The organism is Streptomyces sp. NPDC014882 (genome assembly GCF_043081325.1).
Lineage (GTDB): Bacteria > Actinomycetota > Actinomycetes > Streptomycetales > Streptomycetaceae > Streptomyces.
This window is the reverse complement of the sequence record NZ_JBIBWL010000004.1, coordinates 485,905-499,310: the sequence shown is the minus strand read 5'-3', so window position 1 is coordinate 499,310 and position 13,406 is coordinate 485,905. Positions and strand designations below refer to the sequence as shown.

Annotated in this window: 14 protein-coding genes; 10 read left to right on the top strand and 4 right to left on the bottom strand. The window is 74.9% G+C overall.

Annotated features, from left to right (window positions below):
• Positions 1-52 precede the first annotated feature (52 nt).
• The 6 genes from ACF09K_RS13415 (at position 53) to ACF09K_RS13390 (ending at position 5,439) form a co-directional block, all read left to right on the top strand.
• A complete protein-coding gene (locus ACF09K_RS13415) occupies positions 53-469 on the top strand; it encodes a MarR family winged helix-turn-helix transcriptional regulator (RefSeq protein ID WP_392243210.1) in 417 nt (138 codons plus the stop codon).
• A gap of 413 nt (positions 470-882) precedes the next feature.
• Positions 883-1,488 (top strand): sulfite oxidase-like oxidoreductase, encoded by a 606-nt coding sequence (locus tag ACF09K_RS13410; RefSeq protein ID WP_392243127.1) that lies wholly within the window; start codon positions 883-885, stop codon positions 1,486-1,488.
• Positions 1,481-2,236, top strand: a complete 756-nt coding sequence (locus ACF09K_RS13405; RefSeq protein WP_392243125.1) for a ferredoxin reductase — start codon at positions 1,481-1,483, stop codon at positions 2,234-2,236. Before ACF09K_RS13410 ends, ACF09K_RS13405 begins: the two co-directional genes overlap by 8 nt.
• Positions 2,237-2,452: 216 nt before the next feature.
• Entirely contained in the window at positions 2,453-3,037 is a 585-nt protein-coding gene (locus ACF09K_RS13400) for a hypothetical protein (RefSeq protein WP_392243124.1), read from the top strand.
• A 111-nt stretch (positions 3,038-3,148) separates the two neighbouring features.
• The gene (locus ACF09K_RS13395; protein WP_392243122.1) at positions 3,149-4,117 is read left to right on the top strand and encodes an acetylxylan esterase; all 969 of its coding nucleotides are present in this window, start codon (positions 3,149-3,151) and stop codon (positions 4,115-4,117) included.
• A 158-nt stretch (positions 4,118-4,275) separates the two neighbouring features.
• Complete coding sequence (locus ACF09K_RS13390) at positions 4,276-5,439, top strand: serine hydrolase domain-containing protein (RefSeq protein WP_392243121.1); 1,164 nt, start codon at positions 4,276-4,278, stop codon at positions 5,437-5,439.
• A 103-nt stretch (positions 5,440-5,542) separates the two neighbouring features.
• Here ACF09K_RS13390 and ACF09K_RS13385 read toward each other — a convergent pair whose 3' ends face one another.
• Positions 5,543-6,268: a class I SAM-dependent methyltransferase gene (locus ACF09K_RS13385; protein WP_392243119.1), complete on the bottom strand. Its 726-nt coding sequence runs from the start codon at positions 6,266-6,268 to the stop codon at positions 5,543-5,545.
• Positions 6,269-6,273: 5 nt separating this feature from the next.
• Entirely contained in the window at positions 6,274-6,843 is a 570-nt protein-coding gene (locus tag ACF09K_RS13380; protein ID WP_392243118.1) for a PadR family transcriptional regulator, read from the bottom strand.
• 70 nt (positions 6,844-6,913) lie between these two features.
• Between ACF09K_RS13380 and ACF09K_RS13375 the strand changes: the two genes are divergently transcribed.
• Entirely contained in the window at positions 6,914-7,312 is a 399-nt protein-coding gene (locus ACF09K_RS13375; protein WP_392243116.1) for a nuclear transport factor 2 family protein, read from the top strand.
• Positions 7,313-7,371: 59 nt separating this feature from the next.
• On the opposite strand, the gene ACF09K_RS13370 is transcribed toward ACF09K_RS13375, so the two are convergent.
• Positions 7,372-8,298, bottom strand: a complete 927-nt coding sequence (locus tag ACF09K_RS13370) for a hypothetical protein (protein ID WP_392243114.1) — start codon at positions 8,296-8,298, stop codon at positions 7,372-7,374.
• 72 nt (positions 8,299-8,370) lie between these two features.
• On the opposite strand from ACF09K_RS13370, the gene ACF09K_RS13365 reads away from it, so the two are divergent.
• From ACF09K_RS13365 to ACF09K_RS13355, 3 genes are all read left to right on the top strand, one after another.
• Positions 8,371-8,532, top strand: coding sequence for a hypothetical protein (locus ACF09K_RS13365; RefSeq protein WP_392243112.1), 162 nt, complete (start codon positions 8,371-8,373; stop codon positions 8,530-8,532).
• Between the two features lie 253 nt (positions 8,533-8,785).
• The gene (locus ACF09K_RS13360) at positions 8,786-10,081 is read left to right on the top strand and encodes a D-alanyl-D-alanine carboxypeptidase family protein (RefSeq protein WP_392243110.1); all 1,296 of its coding nucleotides are present in this window, start codon (positions 8,786-8,788) and stop codon (positions 10,079-10,081) included.
• 207 nt (positions 10,082-10,288) lie between these two features.
• Positions 10,289-12,037 (top strand): right-handed parallel beta-helix repeat-containing protein, encoded by a 1,749-nt coding sequence (locus ACF09K_RS13355; protein WP_392243108.1) that lies wholly within the window; start codon positions 10,289-10,291, stop codon positions 12,035-12,037.
• On the opposite strand, the gene ACF09K_RS13350 is transcribed toward ACF09K_RS13355, so the two are convergent.
• Complete coding sequence (locus ACF09K_RS13350; protein WP_392243106.1) at positions 11,971-13,398, bottom strand: UDP-glucose dehydrogenase family protein; 1,428 nt, start codon at positions 13,396-13,398, stop codon at positions 11,971-11,973. The genes ACF09K_RS13355 and ACF09K_RS13350 overlap by 67 nt on opposite strands.
• Positions 13,399-13,406: the final 8 nt, after the last annotated feature.

Genomic DNA, 13,406 nt, shown 5'->3' with positions numbered 1-13,406 from the left:
CGAGGGGGAGCAGGTGGACGCACACGAGGCGGTGGAGACCATCCAGCGCGAGATGACGGTCTTCGCCCGGCGGGCCCGCGCCTCGGCCGGCCGGCTGCATCCCGAGCTGTCCCTGGTGTCGTACACGCTGCTCGGCCACCTGGAGGACAGCGGCGGCCGCCGGGCCACCGACCTGGCCGCGCACTACGCCCTGGACAAGTCCACCGTCAGCCGCCAGGTCTCCGCCCTGGAGCGGGCCGGGCTGATCGAACGGCTCCGGGACCCCGAGGACCATCGCGTGCACGTCCTGCACCTGACCGACGCGGGCCGCGCCATCCTCGCCCAGGTCACCGAGAGCCGCCGCGCGGCCTTCCGCGAACGGCTCGCGGGGTGGCCGCAGGACGACCTGGAGCGGTTCGCGGAGTACCTGGTGCGGTACAACGCGTGGGGCCGGTCCGAGGGCGGCAGCGGGGCCCCGGACGGGGACTGACCCCGCGCCGGTCACGGCCTCACCGGTCACGGCCGCGCCGCGGGCGGGCACGAGGGCGTGGGCGGGTGCGTCCCCGGTCTCGTGCGGGGCCCGGCGGGTCGCCGGGGCCGCGGCGGGCTCCCGGCCGGGGCCCGGGCCGGGCCGGTCCGCTTCGAGAAGCGCCCGGGTCCCCGGGCCGCCGTACCGGGTGAAGACGTACGCCTTCGGCCTTGCTCCCCCTCTCCTTCGCTGCCGCCGGACCGCCGGCTCCGACACGGAACGACTCGTGCGGGGGAAGCCGCGGGGCGGCTGTTCCCCGGGGGCCGCGGTGTTCACACGCCGTTGACGATCGACGTCCGGACGGGTCCGGAGCACGGCTGACTTGCCCTTACGGTTGAATGCGTAAGCAACCGCCGTCCTCACGCTGGAACCCCATGAACGTCACCCGAGGCTTCACCGGACGCCCACGCGTCGACAACCCGGGCCTGCCCCCGGGCCAGTACGACGCGCGCGACGAGTGGCCCGTACTGTCCGCCGAGGTCACGCCCGACATCGCGCCCGCCGACTGGAGCCTGCGCGTCGACGGGCTGGTGGAGACGCCCCGCACCTGGGACTGGGCGCAGGCGCACGCGCTGCCCGCCTCCGCCTACGACGGCGACATCCACTGCGTCACCGGCTGGTCGAAGTTCGGGGTGCGGTTCGGGGGCGTGTCCCTGGACGCCTTCCTGGACGCGGTCCGGCCGCGGGCGTCCGCGACCCACGCGGTCGCGTACTCGCACACCGGGTACACAGCGAACCTGCCCCTCGCCGATCTCACCGGCGGCCGGGCGTGGATCGCCTTCGAGTACGGCGGGCGGCCGCTCTCCCCCGAGCACGGCGGCCCGGCGCGGCTGCTGGTGCCGCACCTGTACTTCTGGAAGAGCGCCAAGTGGATCGCCGGCCTGCGGCTCCTCGACCACGACGAACCGGGCTTCTGGGAGCGGAACGGCTATCACGCGCGGGGCAACCCCTGGGAGGAGCAGAGGTACTCCGGTGACTGAGACCTTCACTCCGCCGACCCGGTTCGCGGTGCCCGACCGCATCGCCGTCAGCGAGCGGGCGGCGTCGGTGTGGCAGACGGCCACGATCACGGAGATCCGCCGCGAGACGCCGTACGCGTCCACCTTCCGCCTGGCGGTGCCCGACTGGGAGGGGCACCTGCCGGGGCAGCACCTGATGCTGCGGCTCCGGGCCGGGGACGGCTATCTCGCCCAGCGGCACTACTCGATCGCCTCGGCGCCCGACGACGCCGGACACATCGAGCTGACCCTGGACCACGTCGACGGCGGCGAGGTGTCCGGCTGGTTCCACACCGTGGCGGCGCCCGGCGACGAGATCGAGGTCCGCGGGCCGCTGAGCGGCTTCTTCGCCTGGCCCGGCGACCGGCCCGCGCTGCTGGTCGGCGCCGGCTCCGGGGTCGTGCCGCTGATGTCGATGGTGCGCCACCACCGGGCCCGCCGGCTGGCGGTGCCGCTGCGGCTGCTGGTGTCCGCGCGCAGCCCGGAGGAACTGATCTACGCGCGCGAGTACGGCGCGGAGACGACGCCGGTGTTCACGCGGAGCGCGCCGGCGGGCACACCCGTGGGCCGGCTCACGGCCGACCGTCTGGCGCCGCTGCTCGCACAGCGGCCGGAGGGCGGCTGGGAGGCGTACGTGTGCGGGTCCAACGGGTTCGCCGAGCACGCCGCGCGGCTGCTGGTGGCGGCGGGACAGCCGGTGGACCGGATCCGGATCGAGCGGTTCGGCTGACGCCCCCGGCGCCCCCGCTCCGCGACGGAGGGGGGCGGGGCGGCACCGGCCCGCACCGCTCCCGGGCCCGCACCGGCCTCCCGGGCCGGTGTCGCCGCCCGGGGCTTCGGCGTCGCAGGCCCACCGCGAAGGTGGAACGATTCCTCCTGTAAGGGTGTCCACTCGTCGTGAGCACTCGTCGTGGGCACTCGTCCGCATGACGGCGAGGAGGTCGACATGCGAAGCGGGCTGCGCGGCCGCTACCGGCGGCACAACCCCCTGCGGCGCCGGTCGGACGTCGTGGAGGCGTGGACGGTGCTGGTGGTCGCGGTACTCGTCCTGATCGGCGCGCCCCTCGCCGGGGCGCTCACCGGCCGGTGGGCCCACGAGGACGCGCGGGCCGTGGCGGCCGAACTGCGGGCCGAACGGCACCGGGTGCGGGCCGAGGTCGTGGGCCGGTCGCCGGACGCCCTGCCGACGGCGGAGGGCGTCGGGGAGCACCGCCTGCGGATCGCCGTGCGCTGGGCGGAACCCGGCGCGGGCCCGCGGACGGCCACCGCGCTCGTGCCGGCCGGGACCCGGCGGGGAGACCGGGTCGACGTGTGGTTCGACGCCCGGGGCCGGAGCGTCCCGCCGCCGCCCGACGGCACGGCGGTGTGGCAGCACACGCTGACGCTGGGCGTCGCCACGGCGGGCGGCTCGGCCGCCGCGGTGCTCCTCGGGCACGCGGTCCTGCGGCGGGTGGCACTGCGGCACCGGCTGGCGGAGTGGGACCGGGAGTGGGCGCGCACCGGGCCCGAGTGGAGCCGGCGCAGCGCCTGAGGCGGCCGCCCGGACGCGGCATCGGGCCTGGTCCCGGGGTCTGGTAAGCGCTACCACCGCCCACGTACGGTGTGATCATCCGTACGGCCACTCATCACAAGGCGGTTGCTCATGGCCCTGTTCGACCTGTCCCTGGAGGAACTCCACGAGTACCGCAGCGGATCCGCCGAGCCGGAGGATTTCGACGCGTTCTGGTCCAAGACCCTCCAGGAAGCCCGAGAGCACGACCTGGACGCCCGCTTCGAGCCGGTCGACACGGGACTGGCGACGGTGCGGGTGTTCGACGTGACGTTCGCCGGGTACGGCGGCCATCCGGTCAAGGGCTGGCTGACCCTGCCCGCGGCGACGGCGGAACCGGTGCCGCTGGTCGTGGAGTTCGTCGGCTACGGCGGGGGCCGCGGCCTGCCCCACGAGCACCTGCTGTGGGCGTCGACGGGACGCGCGCACTTCATCATGGACACCCGCGGCCAGGGCAGCGCCTGGGGCGGCGGTGGCGGTACGGCCGATCCGGTGGGTGCCGGGCCCGCGTTCCCCGGTTTCATGACCCGGGGCATCGACGCGCCCGAGAACTACTACTACCGCCGGGTGTTCACCGACGCGGTGCGTGCCGTCGAGGCGGCCCGTTCGCACCCGCTGACGGACGCGACGCGGACCGTGGCGCTCGGCGCGAGCCAGGGCGGCGGCATCACGATCGCCGTGGGCGGTCTGGTGCCGGACCTGGTGGCGGTCGCGCCGGACGTGCCGTTCCTGTGCGACTTCCCGCGCGCGGCGACGCTGACGGACCGTCACCCGTACCGGGAGATCGGCCTGTTCCTCAAGACGCACCGCGGCCGCACGCAGGACGCGCTGCGCACCCTGTCCTACTTCGACGGCGTGCACTTCGCCTCCCGCGGCTCGGCGCCGGCCCTGTTCTCGGTGGCCCTGGAGGACCAGACGTGCCCGCCGTCGACGGTGTTCGCGGCCTTCAACGCGTGGGCGCACGAGGACCGGGCGATCGAGGTGTACGACTTCAACGACCACGAGGGCGGGGGGCCGTACCACGAGGCCGCCAAGGTGCGCTGGCTGCGGTCGTACGCGTGAGGTCCTGACCGCCGCCCTCCCTCCGGTCGCCGCCCTCCCCCTGACCCCGGCCTCCGCTCCGGCCGCACCCTTCCCTCCCGTCCGACCAGTCGGTATGTTCAGGGGGTTCCGGGCCGCGGAGCCGCGGTCCGGGGACGAGGGCGGATCACGGAGGGTCCATGAGCGAGCAGGTGCCCGAGGTGCACGGCCACTGCGACGAGCGTTTCGCGGCGGTGCGCACCGCGTTCGAGGAGAACTTCCGGGAGCGGGGTGAACTGGGTGCCGCCGTGACCGTCGTGGTCGGCGGCGAGACCGTGGCCGACCTGTGGGGCGGCTGGGCCGACCGGGCGCGCACGCGCGCGTGGGAGCGGGACACGCTGGTCAACGTGTGGTCGACGTCGAAGGGACCGACCGCGCTGTGCGCGCACCTCCTGGCCGACCGGGGCCTGCTCGACCTCGACGCCCCGGTCGCCGCGTACTGGCCGGAGTTCGCCGCGGCGGGCAAGGAGGGCGTCCTCGTCCGGCACCTGCTGTCGCACCGCGCGGGGCTGGCGGGACTGCGCGAGCCGCACACGCTGGAGCAGCTCTACGACTGGGAGCTGACCACCGCCCGCCTCGCGGCGACGGAGCCCTGGTGGGAACCGGGCAGCCGGTCCGGCTACCACCCCCTCACCTACGGCTTCCTGGTCGGTGAGGTCGTGCGACGCGTCTCGGGGCTGCTGCCGGGCGCCTTCCTGGAGCGCGAGGTGACGGGACCGCTGGGGATCGACTTCACCATCGGACTGCCGGAGGAGGAGGCCGGGCGGGTGGCGGAACTGGCACATCCGCCCGCCGCGTCGGGCAGCGAACAGGCCGCCCTCCTGAGCCGGTTGGCGCCCGTGGCCGTGGCCGCGCTGACCAACCCCCCGGCGGGCGCCGCGGAGGCGAACACCCCCGCCTGGCGGGCCGCGGAGATCCCGGCCGCGAACGGCCACGGCACCGCGCGGGCGGTCGCCGCCCTGTACGGCCTCCTGGCGGGCGACTCCCCGGGCGGTCGGCGCGTGCTGTCCCCCGAGGCGGCCGAACGGGTGCGTGAGGGCCAGGGCGGCTGCCGGGACCTGGTGCTGGGCGCCGGCCTCGGCCAGGACACGGAGATCGGGCTCGGCCCGTGGCTGAGCGGCCCGCACGGCTCCTACGGGCCCAACCCGCGGGCCTTCGGACACGACGGTTTCGGCGGCTCGTGCGGTCTCGCCGATCCGGAGGCCGGACTGTCCCTGGGTTACGTGATGAACCGCATGGGGCCCCACATCGTGGACGATCCGCGCAAGACGGCGCTGGTGGAGGCCGTGTACAGCGCGCTGTGAGGGGACGGCGGGCGGTCCGGTCCCGGCCGTTCGGCCCGCCCGCCCCGCCACGTCCGGCACACCACGAAGCCCCACCCGCCCCAACGCGTGCGTCCGGCCCGCCTCAACGCGTCCGGCGCGCCTCGACCATCCGGGCCCGCGGGCTCCCGTCGTCCCGCGTCCCGAGCTCGGGCAGGGCGCGCAGCTCCACCCGGAACCCGGCGCGCTCCAGCTCCCGGCGGACCTCGCCCAGCCGGAAGGCCCGGTAGTACATCACGAACGGGGGGCGCCACACGGCGTTGCGGACCCGCATCACCGCGTCGAAGCCGAGGAGGGTCCAGAAGGCGGGAGTGGACGGCCGGGGCGGCGCGAGCACCGGGAACGCGAAGCGGCCGCCCGGCCGCAGCGCCCCGTGCACCTGGGCGAACAGGCCGGGCAGCTCCCCGGGCAGGAAGTGCCCGAACGCGCCGAAGCTGACGACGAGGTCGAAGGCGTCCGTGAACGGCAGGGCGCGCGCGTCCGCCCGCACCCAGGACACCCGCGGCCGCGGCGGCCGGGCGCGCCCGCGGGCGACGTCGAGCATCCCGGCGCTGAAGTCGACCCCGGTGACGCTGCTCCGGCAGAGCGCGGCCAGCGCGTCGACGCCGGCGCCGGTGCCGCAGCACAGGTCGAGGCCGTCGTCGTAGGGGCCGGTGCGGCGCAGGGCCGACGTGACCGCGTCGAGGACCGGGGCGGGGGTGCGGAACGGCGTGCGGTCGAACTTCGGCGCGAGGAGGTCGTAGCCGTGCTCGACGGACGACAGCGCCTGGACGGCGAGTTCGCGCAGCGTGGGACCTTCGGGGCTGAACACCCGCGTCAGCCTACGGCGGTACGGCGCCGGAGGTGCGCCAGAACCCGCTCGCACCAGCGCAGGTTCTCCTCCTCGAAGGCGATGCCGGCCATCAGCGTCAGGTAGGGGCCGGTCCGGTCGGCCCCGCCGAGGAACTCCTCCTCGGTGCGCCCGGCGAGGAGCCGTTCGCGCACCCGCAGGTAGCGGTCGAGCTTGGCGCGCGCCCAGCTCATCCGCTCCTCGATCTGCGCGCGGGTCGTCGCGGGGTCGACGCCGACGCCGTCCATCGCCTGGATCTTGATGAGGAGTTCGTCCCGGACGGCGGTGGGCCGGCGCGGTGGTGCGGCGGCGAAGGCGCGCAGGTCCTCGCGGCCGGCCTCGGTGAGGGTGAACATCCGTTTGTCGGGCCGGCGCTCCTGCCGCACGAGGCGTGCCGCGATCAGGCCGTCCTGCGCGAGGCGCTCCAGCTCGCGGTAGAGCTGCTGCGGGGTGGCGGGCCAGAAGTTCGCGAGGGAGACGTCGAAGACCTTGGACAGTTCGTAGCCCGAGGCCTCGCCCTCCAGGAGGGCCGCCAGGACGGCGTACTTGAGCGACATGTGGACACGGTAACAGCAGGTGACTATTCTCATCCGCACCTAGACAACTATTTTAGTATGAGGTGATCGGATGCGCGCGTTCCGAGAGGCGGTCGAGGCCGGCGACCTCGACGCGGTGGAGGCCCTGCTCGCCGAGGACGTGGTCTTCACCAGCCCGGTCGTGTTCAAGCCCTACCCCGGCAAGGCGATCACCGCGGCGATCCTGCGCGCGGTGGCGCAGGTCTTCGAGGACTTCCGGTACGAGGGGGAACTCGCCGGGGAGGACGGCCGCGACCACGCGCTGGTGTTCACCGCGCGCGTCGGCGGGCGGGAGCTGAGCGGCTGCGACTTCATCCACGTGGACGAGGACGGGCTCATCGACCGGCTGACGGTGATGGTGCGGCCCCTGTCGGGCGCGCAGGCGCTGGCCGAGGCGATGGGGGCGCGGTTCGAGCAGATCGTGGAGGAGGCCGGCGCGCGCTCCCGCTGAACACACCGGCGGCCGGCACGCGGGGCGAACCCCGTGTGCCGGCCGCCACGCGTCGCGCGTCAGTCCTTGAGCTGGTCCAGCGTGGTCTTCGAGTCCGCCTTCAGCCAGTCCGTCACCTGCTCGAGCGACGGCGGGTCCTTGTCCTCGTCGTAGGAGGACAGGTAGGTGCTGTAGCTCATCGTGTACGTCGTCCAGCCGTCCCGGACGGCGAGCGTGGCGTAGAGGGAACCGCTGGTGGAGCCGCTGGTGGTGTCCTCGCTGACCAGGTAGGCCTCCTCCCCGAGGTCCTCGACGGTCTCCACGTCGTAACCGGGGTACCTCTCCTGGTAGTTCTTCCACATGGCCGTGAACTCCGGCCCCGGGTCGGACTCCTTGTGCAGGTCCACCTGGGTGGAGAGGTAGGCGTCTGCGTAGCTCGACCCGGTCTTCTTCAGGTTGATGCTGCAGTAACTCTCGTCGAGCGCCTCGTCCTTGAGGGAGTTGTGCGTCGGTGAGCCGTCGTCCTCCGGGTACTCCCCCTCGAAGGAGGAGTAGTCCGTGCTGGAGCAGAGGTTCACCGGCGCCGTGTAGCCGCGCAGGTCCGCGCCGGCGTCCTCGCCGCCGGTCAGGAAGACGCCCGCCGCCCAGGCCGCCGAGGCGACGACCGCGCCCACGGCCACCCACAGCACGGCCCGTCCCGCCCCGCCGCCGGACGGCGGCGGCGGGGGAACGGTCGGATACGGGCCCTGCCCGCCGTACGGATACCCGGCCGCGGGCTGTCCCGGCCCCCCGGGCGGGCCGGGGTGACCGGGCCCGCCCGGTCCGCCGACCAGGGTCGGAGTGGCGTGGAAGTTCTGCGGACCCGGCACGGGCGTGGCCGGCGGCGGGAAACTCCCCGCCGCTCCCGGGGCCGGCGACTGGGGGTTCGGATACGGATACGCGCTCGGAGGAGTCGGCGCCCCGGACGGCTGCTCGGGCTCCTGCGGAGGCGTGGGCGGCGTGGACATGACGCGAAGATAGTGCAGCGCAGGGGGCCAAGTCCCTTGTTGTCAGGGATCGTTATGGTCCGGGGACATCTGATGCCGTTCGATGACATCACGGTCCGGACCAGGGGGAGCGCCCCGGGGCAACCGGCCCGGGACGGCCGGGCGAACCTGGTCGCCCTCCTGGAGCGGATGCGCACCACCCCGGACGACGCGACGCCCGACCGCCGCGTCCGGCCGGCCCTCCCGGCCGCATGATCACCTCGCGCGGGGTCACCGGCGGAAGGTGCCCCGGCACGGGGAACGGTACGAGGACCGGCCCGCGTGACCACGACGGCACGGTGCGGGCACACGGTGCGGACGGCACCGCGCGGGCGGCACCGCACGGACGGCACGGAGCCGAGTCGCTCGGCGGGCCGTGGTGCCGTCGCGTGCGGCATCCGGGTGCACGCGCCGCGATGCGCGGCACGGGCAGCACGGGGAAACCCCAGTTCATTCCTACGTTGCTCATATGACAATCGGATTCTCCTCTCGGGTCGCTGCCTCGGCCTGCGCGCTCTGCGTGACGGGCGTCCTGGTCCTCGGACCCGCGGCGGCCGCCGCTCCCGCCGGCACGGACCCCGGCCCGGCGGGCGGAGCGCGCGCGACGGCGCCGCGGCCCGCCCTGCTGTACCGCCCCGGTACGCAGGTCCGGCCACGCCCGGGAGCACCCGGCGTCCCGGACGTCTCCGCACTGTCGTGGCTGGTGGCCGACGCCGGCACCGGCGACGTGCTCGCCGCGTCGAACGCGCATCGCAGGCTGCCCCCCGCGAGCACGCTGAAGACCCTGTTCGCCCTCACGGTGCTGCCGGTCCTGCCCGGCGGCGTCCGGCACCGGGTCACGGAGGCCGAGCTGGCCGGGATCGGAGCCGGCAGCAGCCTGGTGGGAGTCGCCGAAGGGCAGTCGTACCAGGTCTCCGACCTGTGGCGAGGGGTGTTCCTCAGCTCCGGCAACGACGCCGTGCACGTGCTGGCCGCACTCAACGGCGGCTGGCGCACCACGGCCGCCCGGATGCAGGCCAAAGCCCGCTCGCTCGGCGCCCTGGACACGCACGTGCTGTCCCCGGACGGGTACGACGCCCCCGGCCAGGTGTCCTCCGCCTACGACCTCGCGGTGTTCGGGCGGGCGGGGCTGCGCGACCCGGACTTCGCCCGGTACTGCGCCACCGTCGAGGCCCGGTTCCCGGGGCGCGACGGGGAGTCGTACGGCATCGTCAACACCAACCGGCTGCTCAGCGGAGCGGACGGCGTCGAGCCGTACCCCGGGCTGATCGGCATCAAGAACGGCTACACCAGCAACGCGGGCAACACCCTGGTGGCCGCGGCCCGGCGGGGCGGCCGGACCCTCGTCGTGACCGTGCTCAACCCCCGCTCCGGCGGCGGCCTCGCCGTCTACGAGGAGGCGCGCGAGCTGCTCGACTGGGGCTTCGGGGCCGCCGGGCGGGTCGACCCGGTGGGCTCGCTGGACGGCCTGCGCGCGCGGCCGGGACCGGGGCCGGGGTCGAGGTCGGGACCGCGGGCGACCCCCGTGGTCACCAGGTCCCCCAGCGCTCTCGCCGCCCCCGAGGCCCCCACCGCTCCCGCCACCGGCGCGGTCCCCGCGGCCCCCGTGGCCGGCGACGGGCCCGGCCGGCCGGAGGCGGCGGTCGTCGCGGGCGCCGCCGCGCTGGGCGGCGCCGCCGTCGCCCTGGCGCTGCGGTTCGCGGTCCGCCGCCGCGCGGAACGACGACCGGCCGGCGGGGACGGCGGTGAGCGCCGGGTCCGGTGAGCACGGCCGCTCGGGACACCGACAGGCCCGTCAGCGTCGTGAAACGGTCCGGGGCGCCCGGCCGCCCCCGCGGTGCCGTCCAATCAGGCATGTCTTGCCCCGGCCTCCGCGCGCTGGCCGGGCCGTCGCGGGCCCGCGCGTCAGGGTGAGGGTCCACGGTCCCCGTGGGCCGGGGACCGTTCGGCCATCCAGCAGACAGGAGCGACGTTGCGTCAGCGGAACGAACGCACCGCGGCCACCGGACCGGTGCGACGAGACGACAGGGACCGGATCCGGACGGTGGCCGGTCTGCCGCGGAGAGGCGCCGCGGTGGGCGTGTGCGCCGCGGCGGTGCTGCTGGCCGGGTGCAGCCTGCCCGCCCCGCACGTCCCCGTCCGGGAGAACCCGCAGGGCGGACGGACGTTCTACGTCAGTCCGCGGGGCGACGACGGCGACGACGGCCGGACCCCGGAGACCGCCTGGCGCACCCTGCGGCACGCCGATGCCCAGCGGTTCAAGCCGGGCGACCGGCTGCGGCTGAAGGCGGGCGCCCGGTTCCCGGGCACGCTGAGCATCGGGCAGGGGGACGCCGGGGACCCCCGCAGGCCCGTCGTGATCGAGTCCTACGGGACGGGCCGCGCGATGATCCTGGCGAAGGGCACGCGCGCCATCGAGGTGCACAACACGAGCGGCATCGTCATCCGCGACCTGACGGTCGTCGGCGACACCGCGGCCTACCGGTCACAGGACGGCATCGCCTTCGTCAACGACCTGCCCGGCGACCGGAAGCTGCCGTACCTGCGGGTGTCGGGTGTCGAGGCGAAGGGCTTCCGCAACGGCCTCCGGCTGCACGGCGGCCCCGGGGCGTCCGGCTTCCGGGACGTGGTGATCAGCGACTGCGCGCTGCACACCAACCAGGACGCGGGCCTGGTCGCGGACGGCCCCGCCTTCGCCGTCGAAGCGCCCGCCTACGCGCACGAGGACCTGACCGTGCGGAGGGTGCGGGCGTACGACAACGTCGGGGACCCGCGGGCGACCGGCCGCAACACCGGCAGCGGCATCATCCTGGGCAGCGTCCGGCGCGGTGTGGTGGAACGCTCCGTCTCCCACGACAACGGCGCGCTGTCCGCGCCGAACGCGGTCGAGGGCCCCGAGGGCATCTGGACGTACGACTCGACGCGCATGACGCTCCAGAGGAACGTCTCCTACGGCAACCACACCGGTTCCCAGGTGGACGGCGGCGGGTTCGGCCTGGACAACAACGTCTCCCACTCGCTGGTGCAGTACAACCTGGCCTACGGAAACGACGGCGCGGGCTTCCTCGCGTACTCGGCCGTCCCGAACTCGGCGCACACGGGCAACACGATCCGGTACAACATCAGCCACGACGACAGCCGCAAACTCCAGGACTACGGCGGCATCGTCGCGTTCGGCTCGCACGTCACCGACCTCGCGATCTACCAGAACACGGTGCTGATCACCGCCAACGGCGCCGTCCGCGCGCCCGCGCTGCGGATCCAGCCCAGCCTGCGCGCCGTCACCGTGCGCAACAACGTGTTCGTGACGGGCGGCTCTCCCGTGGTGGCGTCCCAGGGGGCCTTCACCTCGTCGTCCGTCCTGCTCCAGGGCAACGTCTACCACAGCTCCGCCGGGTGGAGCCTGCAGTGGGGCGCCCGCGCCTACACGAACCTGGCGCTCTGGCGCCAGGAGACGGGGCAGGAGACGCTGGGCCCGCGGGGCACCGGCACCGACGCCGACCCCTGCCTCGTCCCGGTCCCGCCGGCCACGGCCGGCCCGGACCTCGGCGGCACCGGTCCCACGCGGGGCGCACTGATCGTCCGGTGCGCCGCCACGCTGACCGGTGCCGCCGTGGATCTGAGGTCCCTGGGCGTCGACCGGGGTGCGGCGGACTACTTCGGGACGCCGCTGAGCGGGTCGCCCGGCGTGGGGGCCGTGCAGTTCGGTCCGACGGCCTGAGGGATCGTCACCCGCAGTCCGTCGCCCGTGCCGGGCGTCGGCACGGGGGCGGGGCGTCCCAGGGCACGCACCTGCCAGCCGGCCGCCCGCCAGGCCGCCGGGTCCAGGGCGTTGCGGGCGTCGAGCAGGCGCGGCGCCCGCACCACCCGCGACAGCCGCACCGGGTCGAGGGCGCGGTACTGGCGCCACTCGGTCAGGTGCAGCACGACGTCGGCGTCCCGGCACGTCTCCACGACGTCCGCGCGGTAGGCCGGTCCGGGCAGCGCGGCCCGCGCGTTGTCGAGGCCCTGCGGGTCGTGGACGAGGACGTCGGCGCCCTCCGCGACGAGTTCCGCGGTGACGGCCAGCGCCGGCGAGTCGCGCACGTCGTCGCTGTCGGGCTTGAAGGTGGCGCCGAGCACCGCGACCCGGCGGCCGGCGAACCCGCCGCCCAGGAGCTGGCGGGCGAGGGCGACGGTCCGCCGGCGCTGCCGGTGGTTGATCCGGTCGATCTGGTGGAGGAAGGACACCGCCTCCCCCACCTCCAGTTCCTCGGCCCGGGCGAGGAAGGCGCGGATGTCCTTGGGCAGGCAGCCGCCGCCGAACCCGAGGCCGGCGGAGAGGAACCGGCGGCCGATGCGCGCGTCGTGGCCGAGGGCGTCGGCCAGGGTGACCACGTCGGCGCCGGCGGCGTCGCAGACCTCCGCCATGGCGTTGATGAACGAGATCTTCGTCGCCAGGAAGGAGTTGGCGGCGACCTTCACCAGCTCCGCCGTGGCGGGGTCGGTGCTGACGTAGGGCACACCGGCGCGCAGCATCGACGCGTAGACGTCGCGCAGCAGCCGGTCGGCGTGGGGCGAGGTGGCGCCGACGACCAGCCGGTCCGGGCGCAGCGTGTCCTGGACGGCGAAGCCCTCGCGCAGGAACTCCGGGTTCCAGGCGACCTCGGCGTCGACGCCGGGGCGCAGCCGTGCCGTCACCCGGCGGCTCAGCGCCCGGGTGGTGCCCACCGGCACGGTCGACTTGCCGACGATGAGGCCGTTCCGCGTGAGCAGCGGCGCCAGACCGTCGACGACCGCCTCGACATGGCGCAGGTCGGCGGCGAGGGAGTCGGGGCGCTGCGGCGTGCCGACACAGACGAAGTGCAGGTCGGCGAAGTCGGCCGCCTCCTGGAGGGAAGTGGTGAAGCGCAGCCGTCCGGCCCGGATGTTCCGGGTGAGGATCTCGGGCAGGCCGGGTTCGAAGAAGGGGGCCCGGCCTGCCGCGAGCGCTTCGATCTTCTCGGTGTCGGTGTCGACACCCAGGACGTCGTGTCCGACGTCCGCCATGCACGCGGCGTGCACGGCGCCGAGATATCCCGTGCCGATGACGGTCAACCGCATGGACGCTC